This window comes from Veillonella criceti (assembly GCF_900460315.1).
GTDB classification, from domain to species: Bacteria; Bacillota; Negativicutes; order Veillonellales; family Veillonellaceae; genus Veillonella_A; species Veillonella_A criceti.
In genome coordinates, this window is the sequence record NZ_UHIO01000001.1 from 541,997 (window position 1) to 566,438 (window position 24,442).

The 24,442-nt window shown below is 37.8% G+C and carries 17 protein-coding genes; 3 read left to right on the plus strand and 14 right to left on the minus strand.

Going from position 1 to position 24,442, the window contains the following annotated elements:
* Positions 1 to 37 precede the first annotated feature (37 nt).
* From DYE54_RS02525 to DYE54_RS02550, 6 genes are all read right to left on the minus strand, one after another.
* Complete coding sequence (locus DYE54_RS02525; protein ID WP_115309759.1) at positions 38 to 1,594, minus strand: gluconokinase; 1,557 nt, start codon at positions 1,592 to 1,594, stop codon at positions 38 to 40.
* A gap of 67 nt (positions 1,595 to 1,661) precedes the next feature.
* Positions 1,662 to 5,309, minus strand: a complete 3,648-nt coding sequence (locus tag DYE54_RS02530; RefSeq protein ID WP_115309760.1) for a PolC-type DNA polymerase III — start codon at positions 5,307 to 5,309, stop codon at positions 1,662 to 1,664.
* 68 nt (positions 5,310 to 5,377) lie between these two features.
* Positions 5,378 to 6,775 (minus strand): VanW family protein, encoded by a 1,398-nt coding sequence (locus DYE54_RS02535; RefSeq protein WP_115309761.1) that lies wholly within the window; start codon positions 6,773 to 6,775, stop codon positions 5,378 to 5,380.
* 18 nt (positions 6,776 to 6,793) lie between these two features.
* Complete coding sequence (holA, locus tag DYE54_RS02540) at positions 6,794 to 7,765, minus strand: DNA polymerase III subunit delta (protein WP_115309762.1); 972 nt, start codon at positions 7,763 to 7,765, stop codon at positions 6,794 to 6,796.
* An 8-nt stretch (positions 7,766 to 7,773) separates the two neighbouring features.
* On the minus strand, positions 7,774 to 10,080 hold the full coding sequence (locus DYE54_RS02545; protein WP_115309763.1) for a ComEC/Rec2 family competence protein: 2,307 nt from the start codon (positions 10,078 to 10,080) through the stop codon (positions 7,774 to 7,776).
* Between the two features lie 16 nt (positions 10,081 to 10,096).
* Positions 10,097 to 10,711, minus strand: coding sequence for a ComEA family DNA-binding protein (locus DYE54_RS02550; RefSeq protein ID WP_115309764.1), 615 nt, complete (start codon positions 10,709 to 10,711; stop codon positions 10,097 to 10,099).
* 157 nt (positions 10,712 to 10,868) lie between these two features.
* Between DYE54_RS02550 and DYE54_RS02555 the strand changes: the two genes are divergently transcribed.
* On the plus strand, positions 10,869 to 12,098 hold the full coding sequence (locus DYE54_RS02555) for an aminopeptidase (protein ID WP_115309765.1): 1,230 nt from the start codon (positions 10,869 to 10,871) through the stop codon (positions 12,096 to 12,098).
* A gap of 227 nt (positions 12,099 to 12,325) precedes the next feature.
* Here the strand turns inward: DYE54_RS02555 and DYE54_RS02560 are convergent, their stop codons facing one another.
* The 4 genes from DYE54_RS02560 to pheA all read right to left on the minus strand — a co-directional run bounded on the left by DYE54_RS02560 (position 12,326) and on the right by pheA (position 18,057).
* Positions 12,326 to 12,805, minus strand: coding sequence for a deoxycytidylate deaminase (locus DYE54_RS02560; RefSeq protein ID WP_115309766.1), 480 nt, complete (start codon positions 12,803 to 12,805; stop codon positions 12,326 to 12,328).
* A 97-nt stretch (positions 12,806 to 12,902) separates the two neighbouring features.
* The gene (gene leuS / locus DYE54_RS02565) at positions 12,903 to 15,371 is read right to left on the minus strand and encodes a leucine--tRNA ligase (RefSeq protein ID WP_115309767.1); all 2,469 of its coding nucleotides are present in this window, start codon (positions 15,369 to 15,371) and stop codon (positions 12,903 to 12,905) included.
* 113 nt (positions 15,372 to 15,484) lie between these two features.
* Positions 15,485 to 17,152 (minus strand): glycosyl hydrolase family 18 protein, encoded by a 1,668-nt coding sequence (locus DYE54_RS02570; protein WP_115309768.1) that lies wholly within the window; start codon positions 17,150 to 17,152, stop codon positions 15,485 to 15,487.
* A gap of 50 nt (positions 17,153 to 17,202) precedes the next feature.
* Complete coding sequence (pheA, locus tag DYE54_RS02575; protein WP_172460541.1) at positions 17,203 to 18,057, minus strand: prephenate dehydratase; 855 nt, start codon at positions 18,055 to 18,057, stop codon at positions 17,203 to 17,205.
* A 139-nt stretch (positions 18,058 to 18,196) separates the two neighbouring features.
* Here pheA and lgt point away from each other — a divergent pair, with 139 nt between their 5' ends.
* Positions 18,197 to 19,096, plus strand: a complete 900-nt coding sequence (lgt, locus tag DYE54_RS02580) for a prolipoprotein diacylglyceryl transferase (RefSeq protein ID WP_115309770.1) — start codon at positions 18,197 to 18,199, stop codon at positions 19,094 to 19,096.
* Between the two features lie 269 nt (positions 19,097 to 19,365).
* Here the strand turns inward: lgt and DYE54_RS02585 are convergent, their stop codons facing one another.
* Positions 19,366 to 19,974, minus strand: coding sequence for a ferric reductase-like transmembrane domain-containing protein (locus DYE54_RS02585; protein WP_147285256.1), 609 nt, complete (start codon positions 19,972 to 19,974; stop codon positions 19,366 to 19,368).
* A gap of 211 nt (positions 19,975 to 20,185) precedes the next feature.
* Between DYE54_RS02585 and DYE54_RS02590 the strand changes: the two genes are divergently transcribed.
* Positions 20,186 to 21,013 carry a LysR family transcriptional regulator gene (locus DYE54_RS02590; RefSeq protein WP_115309772.1) on the plus strand — a complete coding sequence of 276 codons (828 nt, stop codon included), beginning with the start codon at positions 20,186 to 20,188 and terminating at the stop codon, positions 21,011 to 21,013.
* Positions 21,014 to 21,158: 145 nt separating this feature from the next.
* On the opposite strand, the gene hslU is transcribed toward DYE54_RS02590, so the two are convergent.
* From hslU to trmFO, 3 genes are read right to left on the minus strand one after another with little or no spacing between them, the layout of a single operon-like run.
* Positions 21,159 to 22,562 carry an ATP-dependent protease ATPase subunit HslU gene (gene hslU / locus DYE54_RS02595; RefSeq protein WP_115309773.1) on the minus strand — a complete coding sequence of 468 codons (1,404 nt, stop codon included), beginning with the start codon at positions 22,560 to 22,562 and terminating at the stop codon, positions 21,159 to 21,161.
* Positions 22,563 to 22,581: 19 nt separating this feature from the next.
* A complete protein-coding gene (gene hslV, locus DYE54_RS02600; RefSeq protein WP_115309774.1) occupies positions 22,582 to 23,124 on the minus strand; it encodes an ATP-dependent protease subunit HslV in 543 nt (180 codons plus the stop codon).
* Positions 23,121 to 24,437 (minus strand): methylenetetrahydrofolate--tRNA-(uracil(54)-C(5))-methyltransferase (FADH(2)-oxidizing) TrmFO, encoded by a 1,317-nt coding sequence (trmFO, locus tag DYE54_RS02605; protein WP_245935679.1) that lies wholly within the window; start codon positions 24,435 to 24,437, stop codon positions 23,121 to 23,123. The genes hslV and trmFO overlap by 4 nt, the downstream gene beginning before the upstream one ends.
* Positions 24,438 to 24,442 lie beyond the last annotated feature (5 nt).

Genomic DNA, 24,442 nt, shown 5'->3' on the forward strand with positions numbered 1-24,442 from the left:
GATACCTAGAGACGTTTGACTGCCCTTCCTACACTACTTATAAACGATTAAAAGGATGTTCTTGTTGGAAAGTAACAAGCCGTGCCAAATCATCCTTCATGTTGGCATACAAAGATTCATAAATTTTGAATAATTCATTATATATTTCACGATTAGCTACTTTTGGTGTATATACTTCCTGCGCCGTAACTAAAGTTGCCGTATCTTTAATATCTTTTAACGTACCATCAGAGATAAACCCTAATACAGCAGCTCCAAAAGAAGCCCCTTCACTATTGGTCGGTAGCGTAATGGATTCGTTGAACACATCGGCCATAATCTGAAGCCACAATTCTGATTTCGTAAAACTACCGCTTACCCGAATATCTTTAACGTCTTCAAAATCACGCAAGGCCTGCAATACGCAAAGTAAACTATAACAAATCCCCTCCATCGTAGCCCGAATCATATACGAACGACTATGATTTAAGGATAATCCAATGAAAGCACCACGCAAGTCTGAATTCCAGTAAGGCGCTCGTTCGCCCGTAAAGAATGGCATTAATAATAAGCCCCCAGAACCAGCTGGCACATGACGAGCTTTCATAGTCATCAAATCATACGGATCCACATCTAGTTGTTCCATTTGTGAGCCATGTAAGTGAAGAATACGGTCACGCATCCAGCGCATAATGATACCACCATTATTGATAGCACCACCAGCTACCCACATGTTATCTGTTAGATTATAACACCAAGTCCGTTGATTCTTATCCATACGTGCTTTTTCTGTAAGCATACGAATAGCACCGCTCGTTCCGATTGTACAACTTAATTGTCCAGCAGAAACCGCCCCAATTCCTACGTTAACAAGAACCCCATCAGTAGCCCCAATAACAACTGGCAACCCCGTAGGTAGCCCCAATCGCTGCGCCACATCGGCTAAAAGGGTATTACTATATGTAGTAGATACTACTTCTGGCAAGCGCTCTTTAGAAATACCAATAAAATCAAGAATCTCTTCATCCCAGCATTCTTTATGAGCATTATAAAGGCCGCTACTACTGGCTACCGATTTATCCGTTACCCATTCGCCCGTTAAATTACGGAAAATAAAATCTTTAATTGAACCAATGCGAGCCATCCGATCAAAAATAGATGGCTGATGTTCTTTAACCCATAAGATTTTAGCTAACGGATAGCAAGCATGAAGTGGACAACCTGTATTAAAATAGAACTCTTTACATTTTGGGTCTAATTCTAAACGACGCACAATCGCTGCACTTCGACTATCAGCCCAAGTCATCATGTTACCTAACAGTTGGAAATTTTCATCTTGAGGAATAAAGCTGTGCATAACAGAACTTAAGGCTAATCCTGAAATGGTCACTAATTTATACTGTAATTCTGCTACCGTTCCTTTTACCACTTCTTCTACAGCATCATAAATTTGCTGTGGATTCTGTTCGGCCCAATCATATTGAGGTGTTTCTAAACTATAAAATGCTTCGGTTGTAGCCACTGCCTTACCTGTAGCAGTATAAGCGGTTGCACGAACACCCGTCGTTCCTACATCAACACCTATCCATACAGGTTCTTTTACTTTTAAGGTCATAGTAATCTCCTTTATTCGTAACCTAATTAGCTTGTAACCAAGCCTTTCTTACCTCTACTATATCATATTAACCAAATAAACTCATTTGTTCATCTTCTGGCAAATCACCAAAACACCCCAAATCACGCATAGTAGCTAAAATACTTTCAGAAATCTTACACCGCCGTTGCACATCCTTTACAGATGTAAAAGGACTCTTTGCCCGTTCTTCCACAATAGCATCCGCTACCTTTTCACCTAAGCTATCAACGGCTACAAACGGTGGCAATAAGGCCCCTTCATGAATTTTAAAACGCCGTGCATCAGAATGATTTAAGTCAGCTACTAAGAAATTAAAACCTCGCTGTTTCATTTCCATAGAAACTTCTAAGGCACTCATCATATCTTTATCTTTATTAGATGCTTTTCTATCCAATGCTTTCAAACGTTCAAACTCAGCTCTTTGACTTTCTAAGGAACTGGCCATAATTTTCATATCATACGCTTTTGCACGAATCGAGAAGTAAGCCGCATAAAAAGCTAATGGGTAATTAATCTTAAACCAAGCAATGCGGAAAGCCATCATAACATACGCCACGGCATGAGCACGAGGGAATAAATAGGAAATCTTTTTACAGGAATCAATAAACCAATCAGGAATCCCCCCTGCACGCATTTGCTCTTCATAATCTGTTTCTTTTTGTCCTACTTTATTCAGTTTATCAATGCCTTTCCCCTTACGTACATTTTCCATAACCTTAAAGCACGTAAGTGGTTCAATATCACGATGCATTAAAAAGTTCATAATATCATCGCGAGTAGAAATAGCTTCATTTAATTTACAAGTACCATTTTTAATTAACGTTTGCGCATTATCGAGCCATACATTTGTACCGTGCGAAAAACCAGAAATACGCACTATATCTGAAAAATGTTGTGGCTTAGAATCTTCTAACATGCGCCGTACAAAACCAGTACCACATTCTGGCACCGCAAGGGACGCCACTTTATCCCCCATCAACTGCTCTGGCGTTAAACCAATTGCTTTAGTAGAGGAAAATAAACTCAATGTTTCAGGATCATCAAAAGGAATCGTTTGAACATCAACGCCCGTAATATCTTCTAACATACGAATAATCGTAGGATCATCATGGCCCAGAATATCAAGTTTTGTCATACAACCTTCAAAAGAGTGATAATCAAAATGAGTCGTAATGATACCACTATCTTTTTTATTGGCTGGATATTGTACTGGTGTAAATTCGTGAACATCCATATCGCGTGGGCAAACCATAATCCCACCCGGATGTTGACCAGTTGTATTTTTAACACCAGTTACCCCTTTAGCAAGGGCTTCTAAGAACCCCTGCCGCGCTTGAATATCTTGTGCTTCTGCATATTTTTTTACATAACCAATGGCTGTTTTTTCAGCAATAGTACCAATAGTACCTGCACGGAATACATTATCACGGCCAAATAATTCTTCGGTGTATTTATGAGCTCGTGGCTGATAATCACCAGAGAAGTTAAGATCAATATCAGGTACTTTATCACCATTGAACCCCATAAAAATCGCAAATGGAATATCATGACCATTTGTATTCAATGGTGTACCACATTCAGGACAATTCTTTCGAGGTAAATCAAACCCCCCCGCGTATTCACCTTTTTCAAAGAATTCACTATGTTTACATTTAGGGCAAATATAGTGCGGTGGTAATGGGTTTACTTCCGTAATATCCGCCATCGTAGCAACAAAAGACGAACCAACCGAACCACGAGACCCTACTAGATAACCATCATCTAAAGATTTTCGTACCAATTTATGAGCAATATAGTACAGCACACCATAGCCATTGCCAATAATACGAGTTAATTCATAATCTAATCGATCAGCTACAACTTTTGGTAATGGATCCCCATAAATCTCTTTGGCTTTTTTATAGCACATCTCCGTTAAATCATTATCAGCGCCTTCAATTTTTGGCGAATACGTCTTGCCTTGTGGCACTGGTTGTAACGACTCAATACTATCATTAATCATACGCGAATTGGTAACAACCACTTCATAAGCTTTTTCTTCACCCAAATATTTGAACTCTTCTAACATTTCGTCAGTTGTACGTAAATATAAAGAAGGCGTTCTTTCAATATCTTTAAAACCAGACACAGTTAACATAATTTGGCGATAAATCTTTTCATCATCATTTAAATGATGAACGTCGCAAGTTGCCACAACTGGTTTATTTAGAATTTCACCAAGTTCAACGACTTTTTTATTAATATCTACTAAGAAAGATTCTTCCCGAATCTGCTCTCCAGTTCGTCTATCATATAATAAAAAGCGGTTATTCTCTAGGGGCTGAATTTCAAGATAATCATAAAACGAGGCAATCTCTAACAAGCGTTCCTGAGACTCACCTTTTACAATAGCTCGAATTAATTCCCCTGCCTCACAGGCAGACCCAATAATAATGCCTTCTCGATGATCTTCAATAACAGCCCGTGGCAATCGAGGACGTCGTTTATAATATTGCAAATGAGAAATACTTATCATCTTGTACAGATTGCGTAACCCCACTGTATTTTTAGCTAATAAAATGATGTGAGACCGTGTATCATTCTCTTCATCTTCAATCAGATAGCCTTCTACACCATAAATCACTTTGACACCAAGTTTCCCCGCAATATCTTGTGCTTCAGGAAAAGCTTGAATCACGCCATGGTCAGTAATAGCAACCGCAGGATGTCCCCAATCTTTAATGGTTTGTAATAATTCTTTCACATTAACAAGTGCATCACGGTCACTCATCTTTGTATGTAAATGAAGTTCTACACGAGAATCTTCACGATTTTCACTTCGTTTCGTTTCTTTTTTCAATTCCTGAATGCTACGCAAAGACAGGATGTAATCTTTCTCAAATTTATCATCATAATGTACATCCCCTTGGATGCGAACACCCTTAACTGTTTGCATCATCTTAGTAAGTTCACGTGCCTCTTCTACATCATCTATAAATTTAACGAAGCGCATACTGTTCGTACCATCTACAATGCTACCTTTAATAAGGCCTTTACCTGTTTTTGTTTCAATCATTTCAATATTCACAAAAATGCCTTCAAAAATAACATTGTTCATTTCTTCATTAACAAAAGAAATAGATAATGAATCACCAGTAATAGTAGGCCCTAATAGCATGCCCGGATCCGTTACATCACGCTTAAAGCTTCGACGCCGTTTCCCCTTATAGGCAAATCCACCTTCACCACCACTGATAGGCGCTGTTGATTTAGCAGGTTCATAATCACAGACTATCGGCTCTTCATACATATCAATAGGATCGTCATCTACCCTAGAAAACGGAAAAAACTCTTCAGCAAACTCATCAAAACCGTCCGTAGCAGCTTCATCTGAATGAGAACTTTGGTGTTGCGCTGATAGTTCTTTAATTAAATCAGCTACATCATAACCACCGGCAAAAGCAAATTCTTCTGCCGTATGATCATGAATCGGTTCGGAGTCCCAACGATACCCAAATGCCGTAGACTCTTTTACGGTAACGGCATGTGCCTGAATGTGTTTAGACTTATACCAGTTATCGAGCTTATTATGTAATAATTTAAATGCTTCCTCTGAGGACAGCACATTTTTTACTTCTATAGCCTTATCATTGGTTTCAATAAGCATTGCTGTTTCTTGCTTAGCTTTTGGAACTATATGATATCGTACTTTCATGTCTATCCTTCTCTCATATAAATATCCGTACTATCTATTTTGTCTATATATCAATGAATAGCCTCATATCATTCAGACTTTTTATTTGAATTCGTTGTGTTAGAAACATCCTTAGCTTTCGTATCACTCGTCTTGTCTTCAGGTTTAGCTACTTCCTTACTCGGACGCGCAATAACGGTCGTTTCAGGATCATACGTAGAGCTAAAACTATCCGTCTTCGTACGTCCATCTTTATAAGTAAGCGATACCGTTGTATTCACACTAAGACCATCATGCCCTGCATTACGAACTTCTTCTTTTTTTAGTGTTGAATCAATGATAACTTGAGTTTCATGCGGAATTGCCGTTTCGCCACCTACGGAAACAGAGGCTTGCGTTGGTTCATCAGCAGCAAACCCTAAAATACTAATTGTCAAAGTATCACCTACTGTATGGGCTAACACATAAATAGGATGTTCGTAAGGGTTACTAAATACAAAATCAATATAGCCATAAGCTACGGTAGCATCACGACCAGCAGGAATATAACCAACAGGCGCATAATGTGGCACTCGTTCTTCAATTGTCATACCCGATAATAAAGCAGAATTAAATAGGGTAGAGCTAACTTGACAGATACCGCCCCCAATACCAGGTACAAGCTTGCCGTCCATAAAAACAGGCGCATCATCATATCCCGCTTCAGCAGTTCGTTCACCAACAATCACATTGAATGAAAAATTCTGATGAGGCTGAATGATTACATTATTAATCTTATCAGTTGCCAACTGAATATTATGAGTACGACTTGTATCACCAGCATTAAACGTCGTACTATAAGTTCCTAATACAGCATTAATACCTTTTAAATCTTCAGCCGTTACCTTAGGTTTAGCCTGTTCATCAATAACAAGTGACATACTAGTCACGTCCCCTTTTACCAGTTGTTCTTGAAGCTTAGCAATGGTTTTAGCAATATCTAGCCGTTTTCCCGTAATTTCTTTATGTAATACGACTTTACCTGCTTCTACTGTTAAATAGGCATCATGACCACTTTTAGCAATTTCCTTATTGTATGTTTGTAACAACGCTTCTAGTGCTGGTACATTAACATCATACACAATAGATTTAGAAACAGGATTAACTAACGCTTGCCAACGAGTTGCTACATACTCTTCAACAGTCGGCTCATAGCCATAAGCCATAATACTTTCAATGGTTTTATTTACATTTGGTTTTACACCAATATCTGCTAATGCCACCTTAGTTTCTTTTCCATCTTGCCATTTAATTGTCATATGAGTTGGTGCTTTGGCTGCTTCCGCTTCAATAATAGCCACCAACTCGTCTTTATCGGCCCGCGAAACATCGGTTTCACCTAAATACATGCCTTGAATAACATTACCTGTCGGATACAAAAAAGCACCAGCACTTAGGGAAACTAAACCAAGTACAGCACCTGCTATAACACCAATAGAACGTTTCATACAACCCCCACAGCCTATTTATTCAGCACAATAGGCTAAACACAAATCTTTAAAATATGACACACTACCTTCACCACGCCGACTATCTCGCATCACTTCATAAAGTCCACGCAATAACTTAGCCAAAGCGCGAATAGAAATCTGCTGACTTTGCCGATAGGCAAGCGTTATGGGATACGCTTTTACGGTTGACCCAGCTTCTTTAAATAAATCCTGTACAGCGCGCTCACTAAGTCCACTAAATCTACATTCACTAACCATTAATTGTAAGCGCAACTGTCCTTCAATATATGACATAGCCCGCTCCACTTCCTTACTTTGCAACATATAAGGAAATAAGGTGAGCAATGTATTGACATCTTTTTTAAATAAGGCTTCTTTAAACAAAAATATATTTTTTGCCCCATAATCACTACCATTAGCTACCAAAAAGGCTTGTGTAATTTCTCCCTTTGGAGGTAACAATAAAAAGTAGCGATCAAATTCAGTACGCAAAAAACTAACTGGCACATCCTGCCAAAGTTCTAACAAGTGATGGATATATTCAATGCCATCAGCACTCATCGTATAGCCATGAGAATGACAATATGTTTGTAACCATTTAACAATCTCAGGTCCCTTTAACCGATCACAAGCCTCATTAGGTACACTCTTTAAAAACTCCTTATTAGGTTTGAGCCGTTTATCGATTGTCTCATGATATAAAACGAGGACGGGGTGACTACCATCATACGTTAAGAGTAAATCATAAACTTGTTGCCACTCCTCCGTAACTCGTTTATTAGTCTTCGCAAATATAGGCGGATTCACCAAACAATACAGCGTAGGCTCACCAAACAAAGAATCTTCACTCAGCTTTTCACAAATCCGCCGAGCCCCTACTTCATCATTCAACATTTGCACGGATAAGTCTGGATAGGCTTTAAAAAAAGCTTGCTTTTTCTCCTCTATGAGCTGTGACTCATCACCATATAGTAATTGTATCGCCATAGCTTCTCCTACAATAAAAAATCCGGGATCACTTTCGTGCCCGTAATATATCGATTTTCATCAGCTGGATCTACGTCTGCTTGACTCCGGGTATTACCATTTGGCCAATACACAAGAGCTTTAGGTGCCCCCACCGTATATTCGCTATGAGTAGCCGCCACAGCACCATTCGTAGTTCCACTAATGTATGATGTCATCTCTTTTAATTTTAGATGGTTTTTACTATTTTGTCCATTACTGAATATGAATGCTCCCTGTGGTCCTCTTGCAATAAACGTATTTTGTTGCTCTTCAAATATAGCTTCAAAATCCCTTGTCCGGCTACCTATAAAAGTCCCCTCATTGATGTTACTTTTATATAAATTTTGCCAAGTCCAATGTAACGACATTACTAAGTCCGAAAGGCTTTGTCTATTCTCTGTAGTTACTGACTCTAAAGTAATTAACTGTGGTTTAGTAACACCATAATAATGAACAGCATTGATGATAGCACTTTGTGAAATAACCGATAGTGGTTTTCCTTCAGTAGCTACATGAAGCCACATCGTCCTGGCCGTAAAAGGGGCCTCCTTCAACACTAAAAAAGCAGCGCCTTGTGATAAAGGAATAATATGTATATATACTGCTGTATGTAATAAACTAGAAAAGGGAATCAATAATAAACATAATAAACCTAAACCAATGATATTTTCGTACCACAATTGGCGAACATCAGCTTTCAGCATACAATGGTATAAATAACGACAGCCTAATATATACAAGGCACCAGCTCCAACAGATAATGCTCCCCAATAGCCAACAGATCCAGGTATATTAGCAATTGTAAAATTTAAAAACAAAGCCCCTTTTAAAATGGACGCCAATATATACCATAATAAAGGTATATCCACAATGAGGTGTAATAATAATAAAATAGCCGTCCCTAAAATAGCAAAATCTAAAATAGGGCCCACAAGAATAGCCGCAATTAAAGAACCTACGCCCATAAGGTGAAAATAATACAACTGTAGTGGAAATATAAGAATTTGAGCACTTACACATAAACTTAACGGTCCCATGATATATGGCCAGCCCTTTGGTAAACGCTGATATATAGGGCGACTAAAGAATAAAATTCCATATGTCGCCCCAAAGGACAATTGAAAGCTAACATCCAAAAGGAGTAAAGGCTCAAACCACAATAAGATCGCCGCGCTAAGATGCAAAGCTTGTCGACTTTGATATAAGCGACCTTTGATAATTCCTAGCCCCATAATAATCCCCATCAAAGCGGATCGAATAACAGGTGGATTACAACCTACTAGCAAACAATATACTATAACAAATAAAATAGCTCCATAAGTAGCTCGTTTCTTATTCATGCCTAACCAAGAAGCCAATACGAATATAAACCCAAAAAGTAAAGCTACATGAGAACCTGATACTGATAATATATGAATCAATCCTGTTTTAGCAAATGCCTCCATAATCGATGAATCTAAGGCATTATAACCACCACCAAGCAGTAAACTCTGACTCATGTCACCTAATTCACCTGGTAATTGTTGTTTTAGAATGTGACTACTCATATAACGCCAATAACCTAATGATTTCATCACCTGATTCACTATGTGAGTATACCATTCAGTCTCAGGTTCAGTCACTAGACCTTGTAACTCACCTTCATATAAGGTACCCATTCTATGATTTGTAAGATAGCGAGCACGTAAATCAATCCTACCCTCTTCTGGTGCAAAGTTAACTTTAGTTATAGTCCCTTTAATTGCTACATAGCTTCCTGGTAAGATATCTGTTTGTGCTACCACTGTTGAAGGTATCACATAGACCACTACTTCTCCCTCAGCACTCAAATGCTTCGAATTAACCCCCTCTTTATCTGGCACTATCTCTACTATATCCCCTACTATCCGCCAATAAGTATGACGATTAACCATAGCCATCTCTGGCAAACTAGTTACCCGTATCGTATAAATCCCCTTAGCCCCTACATAATAAGGATTTACTGTTTCATACGCATCAATAGTTACTGCCGTTCGATACATACCAAAAACAATCAAACTTAAAATAATAAGTACGACCGCCAACATATTTCGCCTACTAGTGCTACCCTTACGCACTAAATTGACATTGATATATTCACTTTTTCTATTTTTTACATAACGCTCTATAATAAGCCAAAGAAAATACCAAGAACTACCTAATAACACGAGCATAGGATTTGTAAATCCATATCGCATGCCATAGGCCAATACAATGCCCCAAGCCGGTGCGAGCCACAATAAAGCACCCCATTCTGTATAAGTAAAGAAATACATATACAAACCTCCTAGTTTATACCGTAATATGAGGGGCTAATTTTTTAAACGTGGCTTCACCAATCCCTTTTACCTTCTTAATATCTTCAATCGTCTTAAACAATCCCGATTGTTCACGATAAGCAATAATTTTCTTTGCCGTGCCTGGACCAACACCAGATAACTTAGTTAACTCTTGCTCATTAGCTGTATTAATATTAATTTTTTGTTTACGCAATAATTCCTCAGGATTCCCCATAAAATTAAAAGCCACATGAATATGACTACCACTGGCTGCTACTTCAGCCAAATTAATCGTATCTACTGATGCATAAGGTAATAAACCGCCACAAGCCTGAATCACATCCCCCACCGTTTGTCCGCCTTGCAGTTTATATAGACCAGGTGTTTCTACCGCCCCTGTGACATATACATATTCATTATCCCCATTCATATTTTTTTTATCCTCTGTATTTTCCTCCGTTTGTATATTAGGGCCCTTAGTTTGGCTCTCTTCTGTCACCATAACACCATGAGTGCTATTCATTTGCGCTTCTGAATCTGTTATAATAGGCCGTAGTACCAAAAGGTACACCATACAGGCTATACCTAAACATAGCCATAATTTTTTATATTTTTTTAGTTGCTCCACGTAACACGCCTCCTAGTCAAAGTATGATTTAATACAATGATGTTTAATCATATTTTATTCTTACTCATAGTTTCCCTTTTATTTGTGAAACTCCTGCTAATTCATACCACGAGTATCAATTAGCACAGAGCGTGTTACTATACGAAAGGATACATTTATGGAAACAAGTCGTTTACAAAAATATGCAAATGCGCTATTAACTACAGGCGTTAATTTGCAAAAGAATCAAACATTAGTCATTAATGTTGATGTAGAAAATCAGAATTTTGCTCTTGTTGTAACTCAAGAAGCATATAAATTAGGTGCCAAAGAAGTGGTTGTTAATTGGCGCTCAACCACAATTGGTAAAGAGCGTCTACTCCATGCGGCCGATGAAGTTTTATCAAATCCAGCCCCTTGGATTCCAGAATATTATAAAACTTATGTAGAAGCAGGTGCTGCTTTCTTATCTTTAATTAGTGCAAATCCTAAAGCTCTAGCCGGTGTCCCTTCCGAACGTATTGCCAGTCAATCGCGCCATCTTAATAAAGCTCTCCACTTTTATCACGAAGCAATTATGGACTCTACCCTTACTTGGTGCGTAGCCTCTGTTGCTACCTTACGCTGGGCTGAACTGCTAGGTTTCACAGGAACAGACGAAGAAAAAATAGATGCCTTATGGGCCGAAATCTTCACTTTATGTCGCATTGAAAATGTAAGTCCCACGGAAAAATTAGCCCCTCATTTACAACGATTAGAATCTCGCACCAAAGCTATGAATCAACATCATTTCCAAACACTTCATTACACATGCTCAAATGGTACAGATTTAACAATTGACCTGCCTAAAAATCATGTATGGCAAGGTGGTGCTGAGGCCTCTAAAAGTGGCATTATCTTCGATGCCAACATTCCAACGGAGGAAGTTTTTACAGCACCGCAATATGATGGTGTTAACGGAATTGTATATAGCACCAAACCTTTAATCTATCAAGGCAATGAAATTAATGATTTTTATTTCACTTTTGAAAATGGTAAAATCATTAACTTTGATGCTAAGGTTGGCAAAGAACATTTGAAGCACCTTATTGAAACTGATGAAGGTTCAGCCTATCTTGGTGAAATAGCATTAGTAGATCACTATTCACCTATTAGCCAGTCCAATCGCATTTACTTTGAAACACTGTTTGATGAAAATGCCTCCTGCCATTTAGCCGTTGGGGCTGCCTATCCAACGTGCTTAGCTAATAGTGACGGCTTAAGCAAAGAGGAGCTGAAACAAGAAGGCCTTAATCATTCCTTAACCCATGTAGACTTTATGATTGGTCATGAGGATATGAATATCGAAGGAGTTACCACTGCTGGTGAAACTGTAACAATTATGAGTAAAGGCAAATTATTAATCTAAATACTGCACGTAAAAGAAGGAATAGCCCAGCTTCTCCCCACGCATCACCATCTTTAACACTATACTTGCCTTGCTAGTAATAGGGAGTATTCTTATAAATTAACTATATGCAAAAAACTCGTCATACAAATTACGAAACGACTTTGTTCGCAAGAACTCGGAGTAAGTAATTGTATGACGAGTTTTTATTATCTAAATCAAGTATAATCCCTATCACTAGCCACAAGCTATAGGTTAATATTCAAGGTGCGCCCTGTAGGCATATATTCACTAATTTGCACACCAGCAGTTCTAAGCATGCGTTTTGATGCTATCACCTCAGGCGTGTCTTTATATTTATCCTGCCAATAAATCACTTCACGAATACCACTTTGAATAATTGCTTTAGCACATTCATTACAAGGAAATAATGTAACATAGATTTTACTACCTTCTAATGAACCGCCACGATAATTTAAAATGGCATTCAATTCACTATGTACAATATAAAAATATTTATTATCCTTACTAGCATCTCGTTCCCAGGCAAATTCATCATCACTACAGCCACAAGGCATACCATTATAGCCAATGGATAAAATTTTATTATCCTCACTTACAATACATGCCCCTACCTGTGTATTTGGATCTTTAGACCGTTGAGCTGCTAAAATAGCAACCCCCATAAAATATTCATCCCACGTTATATAATCACTACGTTTAGGCATCTTTACCTCCTAAATATATAAATTAATACTGTACTTCATTATTGTATAAAAAAACTCACAAAGTCAATATATTACTTTGTGAGTTTTTCATATGCAACTATTTTACAACAATATTCACAATTTTATTTGGAATAATGATAACTTTAGCCACTGTTTTATCAGTCGTAAATTCCTTAACACGATCTAAATCTAATGCTAACGCTTCTAAATCAGCTTTAGGCATATCTACAGGAATGGTGATTTTATCACGAACTTTACCATTTACTTGAACGGCAATTTCAATTTCATCAATCACAAGCGCTGCTTCTTCATAAACTGGCCATTCTTGCTGATGAATACTACCTTCAAACCCTACTTCATGCCACAATTCTTCCGTAATATGTGGTGTAAAAGGCGCTAATAATAAAAGTAATTTTTCTACTAATTCATTAGCCAATGTAGCTTGTACTGTTTCATGAGAATCTTTGAACTGATACATAGCATTAACTAATTCCATAATACTAGAAATCGCTGTATTGAAGTTAAATTTACCATCTAAATCAGCTGTTACTTTTTTAATTACACGATGTAATTCACGACGAAGAGCAAACTCTTCTTTAGATAATTTATCACTATGACCAGTCTTAGCCCATTGCTGATAAGCATCAACAATACGCCATACACGACTTAAGAAACGATACGAGCCTTCTACCCCTTCATCGCTCCAATCAAGGTCACGTTCTACAGGGGCTGCAAATAAAATGAACAGACGAGCTGTATCAGCACCATATTTGGCAACAATTTCCTCTGGAGATACAACATTGCCTTTTGATTTAGACATTTTACTGCCTTCTTTAAGCACCATGCCTTGCGTCAACAATCCTTTGAATGGTTCATCATAGCTAACAAGACCTAAATCATGAACAACTTTTACAAAGAAACGGGAATATAACAAGTGCAAAATAGCATGTTCAATCCCACCAATATACTGATCGACATTCATCCAATAATCAGCTAATTGTTTGCTAAAAGCTTCTTTGTCATTACGTGCATCTGTATAACGAAGGAAATACCAAGAAGAATCAATAAAGGTATCCATGGTATCAATTTCGCGACGAGCTTCACCGCCACAGCATGGGCAAGTCGCTTTAACAAAATTTTCAGAAGTAGCTAATGGCGAAATAGCACCACCATCGAAGACTACATCTTCTGGTAAACGAACTGGTAATTCTTCTTCTGGCACCAATTGCTCACCACATTTATCACAATATACAACAGGAATTGGCACGCCCCAATACCGTTGACGAGAAATCAACCAGTCACGTAAACGATAGTTGACCATTTTACGACCGATTCCACGATCTTCAAAATTCTTAATAATCGCTTCACGGGCCTCAGCCGATGTCATGCCATCATATTCACCAGAATTAATAAGTACACCATCTTCATGCGCCTCAGTGTGCCATTCGTCAAATGTTAAAGTCTGTGCTTCATTTTGAACAACAGGAAGGATTGGTAAATTGTATTTACGAGCGAACTTATTATCGCGTTCGTCATGCGCTGGTGAACCCATAACGGCGCCAGTCCCATAATCCACTAATACATAGTTAGCAATCCAAATAGGAATCTCTTTCCCCGTCATAGGATGTTTAGCATAAGCCCCTGTGAAAAGGCCTTCTTTTTCTACATCAGTGGATGTACGATCAATTTCATTAAGATTGCGTACCTTATGAATAAAAGCATCTAATTCAGCTTTATTAGCTTTATTAGCAATCAATTCTTCCACATATGGATGTTCTGGTGCTAACACGATATACGATACGCCATAAATCGTATCGACACGAGTTGTATATACTTCAATATTTTTATTGATTTCAGGAATTTCAAAAGCAAACTGAGCCCCTTCACTACGGCCAATCCAGTTCTTCTGCATAGTTTTAACACGTTCAGGCCAATGATCAAGCGTATCTAAATCAGCCAATAAACGATCTGCATATTCTGTAATTTTTAAGAACCATTGTTTAAGGTCTTTCTTTTCTACCTTATTATCACAACGCCAACAAAGACCATCAATAACCTGTTCGTTAGCTAATACAGTATGACAGTGATCACACCAGTTAACTTTAGCTTCTTTTTTATAGGCTAACCCTTTTTTATAGAATTGTTGGAATAACCATTGAGTCCAACGATAATAATCTTCTTTGCAAGTTGCTACTTCACGATCCCAATCATAGGATAAACCTAACTCTTGTTGCTGACGTTTCATATTAGCAATATTTTCAAGTGTCCATTTGCTTGGGGCAATCCCATGTTTGATAGCTGCATTTTCAGCAGGCATACCAAAAGCATCCCAGCCCATTGGATGGAGAACATTAAAGCCTTTCATTTTTTTGAAACGCGCTACAACGTCACCAATCGAATAGTTACGAACATGTCCCATGTGAAGATTACCCGATGGGTATGGGAACATTTCTAATACATAATATTTCTCTTTATTTTCATCGTATTCCGTTTTAAATGTTTTATGTTCAAGCCAATACGCTTGCCATTTCTTTTCAATATCCTGGGCTACATATTTTTCGTTCATGCCACAGCCTCCTCAGTTCAAATTCCTCTAAAACCTACTCTACTCTCTTAAACTACAAGTCTTAAACTTAATTATATTACTAATTGTCAACTACCGTCAATACAGGAATATACTCATGATTCTTTAGTAATCATTACGCTAGATGACTTAGTATTTTCTTGCTTTGTTTTGTCTTCTTGCTTTGTTTTGTCTTCTTGCTTTGTTTTGTCTAATTTTTTCACTTTTGTAGCATCATACTCTTGGATTATAAATTGACGAAACTCTGGAGTTTCAAACCCTTTACGCCAAGCCGCAAACCCTGCCAGCTTTAATTCAGGAATCAAATTTAATTTGTAGGGCATAGACAGAGTATCTTCAAACCACACTTCGGTAATAGTCGCTGTTTTATTCCGCAATCCCCCAGCTATCCGTGGCTCACGCCCCGTTTCAGCATAAGCAATCAATTGTTCCCCTAAATCAGTATTACCAAAACGCAGATAATTGACTTTTAACTCTTCATTCCAGCTTACACGTTCACCATACTTAGCTTTTAATTCATCTGCTTCAGCCATCGGTAATGTCCGAGCTTTAGCCGGCCCATAATGAACCGTCCCCTTATCATCTACCGATATCGTTTTTTCCCAAATACGCATATAGTATGGAATTCCTAATACTAATTTTTCAGGAGAAATTTCACGCATAATGGCCATACTATTCTCCTTTACCCAAGGATAGGACGCCACTGGCCCAGCCGTTTTGCTCCCTGCTGGTGTTTCATCATATGCCATAAGTACAACATAATCTAATAACTCACCTAAATGCTTGCGATCATACACCTTTGACCAATTTTCACTATCAGAATACCCCGTCACATCCATAGATACAAATAAATTAGCCTCGTGGAGTCGTTTCATTAAATACGCTACAAAGCTAGTCAATTTCGCCTTATCTTTATAGTAGATATTTTCAAAATCTAAATTATAACCATCATATCCATAGGTTAACGCATAAAGCACCAAATCATCACCAATCAAAGGCCAAGATTTTTCATTATTTAAGATTTTGCTGGTAAAATCTGGCTCAAAGGTATTTGTCACTAAGGGCCATACCCGATAGTCTTGGTCTTTATATGTATTCACATAATCTAATCGAACATTAGGTTTTACTGTCAAGCCCTGCTCACTAATATCAAACCAAGTTGGCGATACAATGGACGTACTTTTTTTAGCGATAGGCCCTTCATAAGTTTTCGTCACAAAAGGATCAAAAACCCAAGCAATAGGCTCTTGTATTTCCTTACGGTCTGCTAGCTTGATAGCTCCTAATGGGGCGTATAGTTCAATCCCTTGTTTAGTTTTAGTCGCTGTAACTCCCAAAGCTGGGGAAATGCTACTCATATCTACATACTGCTGACCATTGCGAACAGTCGTGGCCAACTGAATTTTCCGCTGACCTTGCCTTGTATCCCCAGTATATAGCATATCGCCGGCTCGTCTTGGCGCTGGAAGTTGTATATAGGATTGGCCCTTTTCAGAGGTAATAGGGTTCAAATTTACTTGCTTATAGATAGCTAATGGTATATACAGATGTTCACCTTCTGTAATCGCTAATTCATCTGTTGATGAAATTTGTCCATATAAAGTTCGTAAAAAAATAGTAGGCTCATTAACCGTATTTTTGCTTACCTCATTTGTATTAATGGTCGTTGCATCTTTAGTTACCAGTATTTCAGCTGCTTCTACATTCGCCAATCCCAAAGTTAACGAAGCAAGTACTAAAGCACCTAACATTCTATGTTTCATATTCTATCCTTTCTATTCTCTAGGCTATCGCTTTTTATATAATCAACAATTTATTCTACATGATATGTTTCATAAGTGCCTAATAATTGCATTGAAGTGGCTAACTCTTTTAATTCAGCTAACGCCTCTTCGATTTGAGCCCCATTATGATCAATTTGTAAATCTAAAAAGAATTTATAGTCACCTAATCGACCTTTAGTAGGTCGTGATTCAATTTTTACCAAATTAATTTGTCGTTTAGCAAAAATACCCAAGCATTCCCATAAAGATCCCGGTCGTAACCCATCAAGTTCACATTGCAAAGATACTTTGCCAGATACTTTCGAGGCATCAAACTGAATCATTTCATTTGGCTTAACTAAAATGAATCGAGTTAGATTAAAGGCATTATCCTGCACTTGATCTGTCAATTTAATTAATTTATATTGAGCGCCCATCGCTTCTCCACCAATAGCGCCCCATTTTTTATTACCTGCGGTAGCGACTATATATGCCCCTTCGGCAGTAGACGTAGTAACTTCCTGTTTAACAGCGCTTAACGTATCTTTTAGAAACCGTTTACACTGCCTTAATGCTTGCGGATGAGAATAAACTGCTTCAAGGTCAATTAAACTAGCTTGAGGTATGCCCCACACATAATGACGAATGGGCATGCTAATTTCTGCTACAATTTCAACGTTCTGATGTTCCGCTAAATAATCCATAGTTGTTAACACGGTACCACCTAACGAGTTCTCTACAGGCACAAAGGCATAGTTAGCTTTTTCAGTCATAGCCTCTTCAATGGCTTCTTCAATAGTATGAGTCGCTTCTTTGGTCACTGTCAATCCTTGCCATTGACAAAGACGATTTAACGCTTCTTCTGTAAATGTTCCTCGCGGGCCTAAAAATGCTATAATTTTCACGCGCATCGCCTCCTGACAATCTAAGTAACTACTATTATGCCTGCCTAACAATAATTTTTATTATAACATATGGTCTTTTTATTGTCATAAGAAAGGCTCTCCGCTATAATGAAACTATACTAATTATTAGGAGGTTTCTATGCATCAATATTTATTTTATATCGGTGATTTTCCTGTTCGTGCCTATGGGCTACTTTTATCTCTAGGCATTTTCTGTGCCGCCGCAGTTGGCTACTTCTTATTGAAAAAAGATGGTCGTGGCTGGCATGTTCATATGGTCGATTTTGCCATTTATACTGGCATTGCTGGTATAATCGGGGCTCGTCTATGGGATGTGTTCTTTTTTGACTGGACCTATTACCAACATCACCTACTAGAAATTCCTTTCGTATGGCAAGGCGGCATGGCCATTCAAGGTGGGGTTATTTTGGGGACCTTAGTCGGTATTTGGTATGTAAAACGCCAGGGCATAGACCCTTGGGCGTTTGCTGATATTTTTGCCCCAGCTTTAATTCTCGGTCAATCGGTGGGCCGTATGGCTAACCTTATGAATGGCGATGCATTTGGTAACCCTACTGGTGGAAACTTTGGTATACTCTATCCTGAAACAACTTTAGCCTTTAAAACCTATGGAGCGCAACCCCTTTGGCCTGCTGAAATCTGGGAAGGACAAATCGACATATTAATTTTTGTCATTCTCTTACTCTTTAACACAACAAAACATAAAAAAGGACAAACCTTTGTATTATATGCAATCCTTTACTCTACAGCCCGCTTTTTCTTAGAGTTTCTACGCGGTGACTATGTAAACCTTACGATGGGATTAAAATCAGCTCAAATGACTAGCTTAACCGTGATCATTATTGGAATTGTTATCTTTATTGCTTTACAAATCAAAGGCAAATATGATGAACACGTTCTATTAGCCCATGAAGCAGCTGAAGAAGCCGCTATATCTGGAAAAAGACCTCCACAAAATTCTACAGTCAATAAAAACGGTGTAATCTCAGATAAGAAAAAAAATAATAAACGCAAATAATTTAAATCATTTTGCTATAAGATAAACCACAAAAGAGGCCTTTCACATGCTATGTGCCTAACTACTAAACTAATTTAGTTTACAGTTAAAACACATACATAGAAAGGCCTCTTTTTTAGGCATTACACCATCATTAGCTTCTCCTAAAGCATACATACAATCCTAACCATTTTTAACTGACCAGTAATAGCCCCATAAAATATAAGGCTAGCTAGCACCATGACATCGGCTTTATACAACGTATGACCTTTTCGTTCAGCACCTTCAATTTATCCTTTTAATTTATGCCATCCGTATATTGCCAGAACCAATAATGTATAGCCATCAAAGAGCATCATAAAATACATACTATTAGCAATTCGTATAATCAAATGAACATGAAGCCATCCTAATAAAATGGCGCTTATATACAAACGATGAAGCCATAAACCACTTTTTCGTGACCACCGTTCACGAATGATTGTTTTCAAGTGGCGAAACCCTATCAATGAGCGACTTCCTAAAGGGCTCAATATGAGTACAGCTATCAAAAATGCTATTACAGATAATATGAGAGCTACTAATCCTGTGTATTTTATTTCACTATGCATAGTAAATGAGAACCAATAATGGCCAATAGCTGTTACTAAGGTCAAAGAACCCAATACGCGATGCCAAAACATAAGACGTCCCATACCAAACCAACGTACTAACCAATTAGGTCGGGTACTAATATATAAAGCTATTAACCAACCTACATAAGCTAATATGCCTACATCATAACTATATAAATTTCGCTGACTTTCAATAACTCCGACATATAAGAAAACTATTAAAGGCAAGCTAACAAGTAACCACCCTATGACTAACTGAATAAAACTATACACCGATCCCATCATATGCTCCTCTCAATTGAAGTAAACTTTATATTTATAATTACCATACAACCTAAAGTTAACTTCAAGTCAAGCTCTCTATTCATTGTAATTTCTATAGATAGACTATCAATTTTGCTAAAAATAGTACAATACCAACTATCTAATGTAGTATAATATAAACGCATAGTGAAACTAATCATATTGGATTTATATAAATACTAGCGAGGTACCTATGATTGATTTACGCTTATTGGAACAACTTATCGCCTTTAATGATTGCGGTACTTTATCTAAAGCAGCCGAGCAACTTTTAATATCCCAACCAGCTTTAACCCGTAGTATGCAACGCTTAGAGAATGAACTAGGGGTTCAGTTATTTACCCGCACGAAAAACCGTATGACATTAACCGACACAGGTTACTATACTGTAGCACAAGCGCGTCAACTCTTACGCCACTCTCAAGAATTTTTAAATAAAGTACACCACCACGCTTTACAACAATTGGTTCTTTTTATTGGTTCTTGTGCACCTGGGCCTATTTTTGAAATCACCTACCGAATCAATTCACGTATGCCTAATCAAAAAATAACAACAAAGCAAGAAGAAGAAAATACATTAAAAGAAGCTTTACTCAATGAAACTTACCAAATTGTAATTACAACTGCCCCTTTAGATGATTCACGAATTGCAACAAAACCATTTTTTACAGAAAAATTATTTTTATCTGTATTAGACGATCATCCATTGGCCAAACAAGAATCTATTACATTAGATGACTTAGCGGGTTTAACTATGCTATTACGAACACATCTAGGGATTTGGAACCATCTTGTTAGTCGCTTAACAAAAACAACGTTTATTAAACAAAATGACAATGATACCTTTATTGCCTTAGTGAACGCCTCCAATCTACCTAGTTTTACAACAAATCTAAGTCAATTTCATGGGATACTTCCTAAAAATAGAGTTAATATTCCTATTAGTGATTCCGAAGCAGCTATCCCCTTTTTTATAAATACACTCAAGAAAAATCATCATATTGTAGACGAATTACTCTAATATAAAATCACTAAAATAAGAAATTTTAAATCATATATTAAAAGTTAAACAAAAAAGCAATCTGTATAAGTAGACGCTCTTAAACGAATGCTACCTATACAGATTGCTTTTTATAATAAATATTACAAACTAATCGACCCAATCATTACAAGATATAATTAGACAAATCCACATCTTGTACAATAGTACCTAATCGTTCCTCTACCATTTCGGCTGTAATGGTTACATCCACTTCTTCGGCTGGTGGTGCATTAAAGGAAATATCTTGTAACAATTTTTCTAAAATCGTATGTAAACGACGGGCGCCAATATCTTCGGTTTCATTATTAACACGATAGGCCAATTCGGCAATTTTATCAATAGCCTCTTCTTTAAAATGAATGGTCACTTTATCAGCCTTCAATAACATATGATATTGTTTTAGCAACGCCTGTTGTGGTGTCGTTAAAATTTCTTTAAAGTCTGCTTGTGTAAGACTATTTAGCTCTACACGAATTGGGAAACGACCTTGTAATTCAGGAATCAAATCAGATGGTTTTGATACATGAAAGGCACCAGCAGCTATAAATAGAATATGTTCCGTTTTAATGGGCCCATATTTAGTATTTACCGTTGCCCCTTCTACGATAGGCAAAATATCTCGTTGAACCCCTTCTCGAGATACATCAGGGCCAGATGCGCCACTACGTGCAGCGATTTTATCAAACTCATCTATAAATACAATACCTTCTTGTTCTGTTAATTGAACCGCTTTATCATTCACCGCATCCATATCCAACAATTTTTGAGCCTCTTCTTGGATAAAGATTTTGCGGGCCTGACCTACTGTCGTATGACGTTTTTTCTTTTTCTTTGGTAATAAATTACCAAACATCTCAGAAATATCCGTTCCCATGCTATCAGGTGCGCCATTTAAAGGCATTGCAAATGCTTTAGCCTGTTCTTCCACTTCAATTTCAATCTCACGGCTATCCATAAGACCATTTTTTAATTGTTCATAGAACTGGCTACGCTTTTCAGACATTTCTGGTGTTTCTGGCTCTTTCTTTTCTTCTTCTTTAGCGTCCTCTGGATTAGCAAAAAGCATTTCTAAAGGATTTGTCATCTTTTTAGATGTTTCATTCTCCTTTTTAGGCCAAAGAATCTGTAATAATCGCTTATTCGCTAATTCTTCTGCTTTTTCCTGTTGCCCTTCCATCATTTCTTCTTTGACCATGCGTACTGCATTTTCTACTAAATCACGAATCATTTGATCCACATCACGACCAACATAGCCTACTTCAGTAAATTTAGTTGCTTCCACCTTTACAAAAGGTGCTTTTACTAATTTAGCCATACGACGAGCCAATTCTGTTTTACCAACCCCAGTAGGGCCAATTAACAAAATATTTTTTGGCGTATATTCTTCACGCACATCTTCTGGTAATTGTTTCGCGCGCCAACGATTACGCAGCGCAATGGCTACCATCTTCTTAGCTTCTTTTTGTCCAATAACATATTTATCTAACTCGGCTACAATCTGACGAGGTGTAAAATTGTTACTATCCATTCAAATCCTCCAATATATCTTATTTAAGTTCTTCCACAATTACATTGTGATTCGTATATACACAAATATCAGCTGCAATATGCAATGCTTTTTCTGCAATTTCACGCGCACTAAGTTCCGTATTGCTAGCTAACGCACGAGCCGCGGCTAGTGCATAGTTACCACCAGAACCAATCGCGCAAATTCCATCATCTGGTTCAATCACTTCACCATTACCCGAAACCAGTAAAATAGTTTTACCGTCAGACACTAATAGTAAGGCTTCTAAATTTCGAAGCATTTTATCACTGCGCCATTCTTTAGCCAACTCTACAGCACTGCGCACTAATTGCCCATTATATTGATTCAATTTAGCTTCAAATTTATCGAATAAAGTAAAGGCATCGGCTACAGAACCTGCAAACCCAGAAATAACTTTACCATTATATAAACGGCGAACCTTTTGGGCCGTATTTTTCATAACTACGCTTTGCCCCATTGTAACTTGGCCATCACCAGCAATGGCAATCGCATCATTACGTTTTACAGCACATATAGTAGTAGCATGAAATTCTACACTCATCCTAAATATTCCTCCTTAAGTGTTGCTAACGTCTCTAATGCACGTTGTGCAATAAGACCATTCTTTTCTTTCTTCTTACGAACCTTAGTAGGCCATGGTTCCATTATACCAAAATTAATATTCATTGGTTGGAAATCAGAGCCTTCATATTCACTAATATAATGACTTAGCCCACCTAAAGCGGTCGTCCTTGGGAAGCTAATAAAATCTTTTTCCGCTAATAATTGACTGACTTGAATTCCTGCCATAAGGCCAGAAGCAGCTGATTCCAAATAGCCTTCTACGCCTGTCATTTGCCCAGCAAAGAATAAACGACTATCTGCTTTTAACTGGAAAAATTCATTTAACAAAGTTGGCGAATTAATGTATGTGTTACGATGCATAACACCATAGCGAACAAATTCCGCATTTTCTAGACCAGGAATCATAGAAAATACTCGTTTTTGTTCACCCCATTTTAGATGAGTTTGAAATCCTACCAAGTTAAACATAGTCGCTTCTTTATTTTCTTTGCGAAGCTGCACAACGGCATAGGACTCTGTGCCCGTACGCTTATCAACTAAGCCAACTGGTTTTAAAGGACCATAGCGCAAGGTATCAATGCCACGAGAAGCCATAATTTCTACAGGCATACAACCTTCAAAATATTGTTCTTTTTCAAATTCTTTTAGCTCTGCCACTTCAGCCGTTGTTAAAGCATCCCAAAATGCTTTATATTCGTCTTCTGTCATAGGACAATTTAAATAATCCGCATCACCTTTATCATAGCGGGATGCTGCAAATACTTTATCATAGTTTAATGACTCTGCCGTGACGATAGGAGCTGCCGCATCATAGAAGTAAAAATCACCTGTGCCAGTCTTAGCTTTTACTTGTTCTGCCAAGGCCTCTGACATCAATGGTCCTGCTGCCACAATAACAATACCTTCGGTAGGTAATTCCGTTACTTCCTCGCGCACGACTGTAATCAGTGGATGCGCTGTTAAACGTTCAGTCACCATTTGACTAAATAAATGGCGGTCTACGGCTAAAGCACCACCAGCTGGTACTGCCGTTGCATCAGCACAAGCCATAATAATAGAATCAAGCTGGCGCATTTCTTCTTTTAAAAGGCCCACTGCATTTTCAATATTACCAGCCCGTAACGAATTACTACAAACGAGTTCTGCAAATTGCTCTGTATGATGTGCTGGCGAAGTCCGTTGTGGCCGCATTTCATATAAGGTTACAGGAATGTTGCGTTTAGCTAATTGCCAAGCTGCTTCGGAGCCCGCTAAACCTGCACCAATAATCGTAACTTTCGATGTAGTCACAATAT

What these genes read in the sequence shown, in the direction of transcription:
- DYE54_RS02525 (WP_115309759.1), bottom strand. Translation starts at nt 1,594, where the DNA reads ATGACCTTAAAAGTAAAAGAACCTGTATGGATAGGTGTTGATGTAGGA.
- DYE54_RS02530 (WP_115309760.1), bottom strand. Translation starts at nt 5,309, where the DNA reads ATGAAAGTACGATATCATATAGTTCCAAAAGCTAAGCAAGAAACAGCA.
- DYE54_RS02535 (WP_115309761.1), bottom strand. Translation starts at nt 6,775, where the DNA reads ATGAAACGTTCTATTGGTGTTATAGCAGGTGCTGTACTTGGTTTAGTT.
- holA (WP_115309762.1), bottom strand. Translation starts at nt 7,765, where the DNA reads ATGGCGATACAATTACTATATGGTGATGAGTCACAGCTCATAGAGGAG.
- DYE54_RS02545 (WP_115309763.1), bottom strand. Translation starts at nt 10,080, where the DNA reads ATGTATTTCTTTACTTATACAGAATGGGGTGCTTTATTGTGGCTCGCA.
- DYE54_RS02555 (WP_115309765.1), top strand. Translation starts at nt 10,869, where the DNA reads ATGGAAACAAGTCGTTTACAAAAATATGCAAATGCGCTATTAACTACA.
- DYE54_RS02560 (WP_115309766.1), bottom strand. Translation starts at nt 12,805, where the DNA reads ATGCCTAAACGTAGTGATTATATAACGTGGGATGAATATTTTATGGGG.
- leuS (WP_115309767.1), bottom strand. Translation starts at nt 15,371, where the DNA reads ATGAACGAAAAATATGTAGCCCAGGATATTGAAAAGAAATGGCAAGCG.
- DYE54_RS02570 (WP_115309768.1), bottom strand. Translation starts at nt 17,152, where the DNA reads ATGAAACATAGAATGTTAGGTGCTTTAGTACTTGCTTCGTTAACTTTG.
- lgt (WP_115309770.1), top strand. Translation starts at nt 18,197, where the DNA reads ATGCATCAATATTTATTTTATATCGGTGATTTTCCTGTTCGTGCCTAT.
- DYE54_RS02585 (WP_147285256.1), bottom strand. Translation starts at nt 19,974, where the DNA reads ATGATGGGATCGGTGTATAGTTTTATTCAGTTAGTCATAGGGTGGTTA.
- DYE54_RS02590 (WP_115309772.1), top strand. Translation starts at nt 20,186, where the DNA reads ATGATTGATTTACGCTTATTGGAACAACTTATCGCCTTTAATGATTGC.
- hslU (WP_115309773.1), bottom strand. Translation starts at nt 22,562, where the DNA reads ATGGATAGTAACAATTTTACACCTCGTCAGATTGTAGCCGAGTTAGAT.
- hslV (WP_115309774.1), bottom strand. Translation starts at nt 23,124, where the DNA reads ATGAGTGTAGAATTTCATGCTACTACTATATGTGCTGTAAAACGTAAT.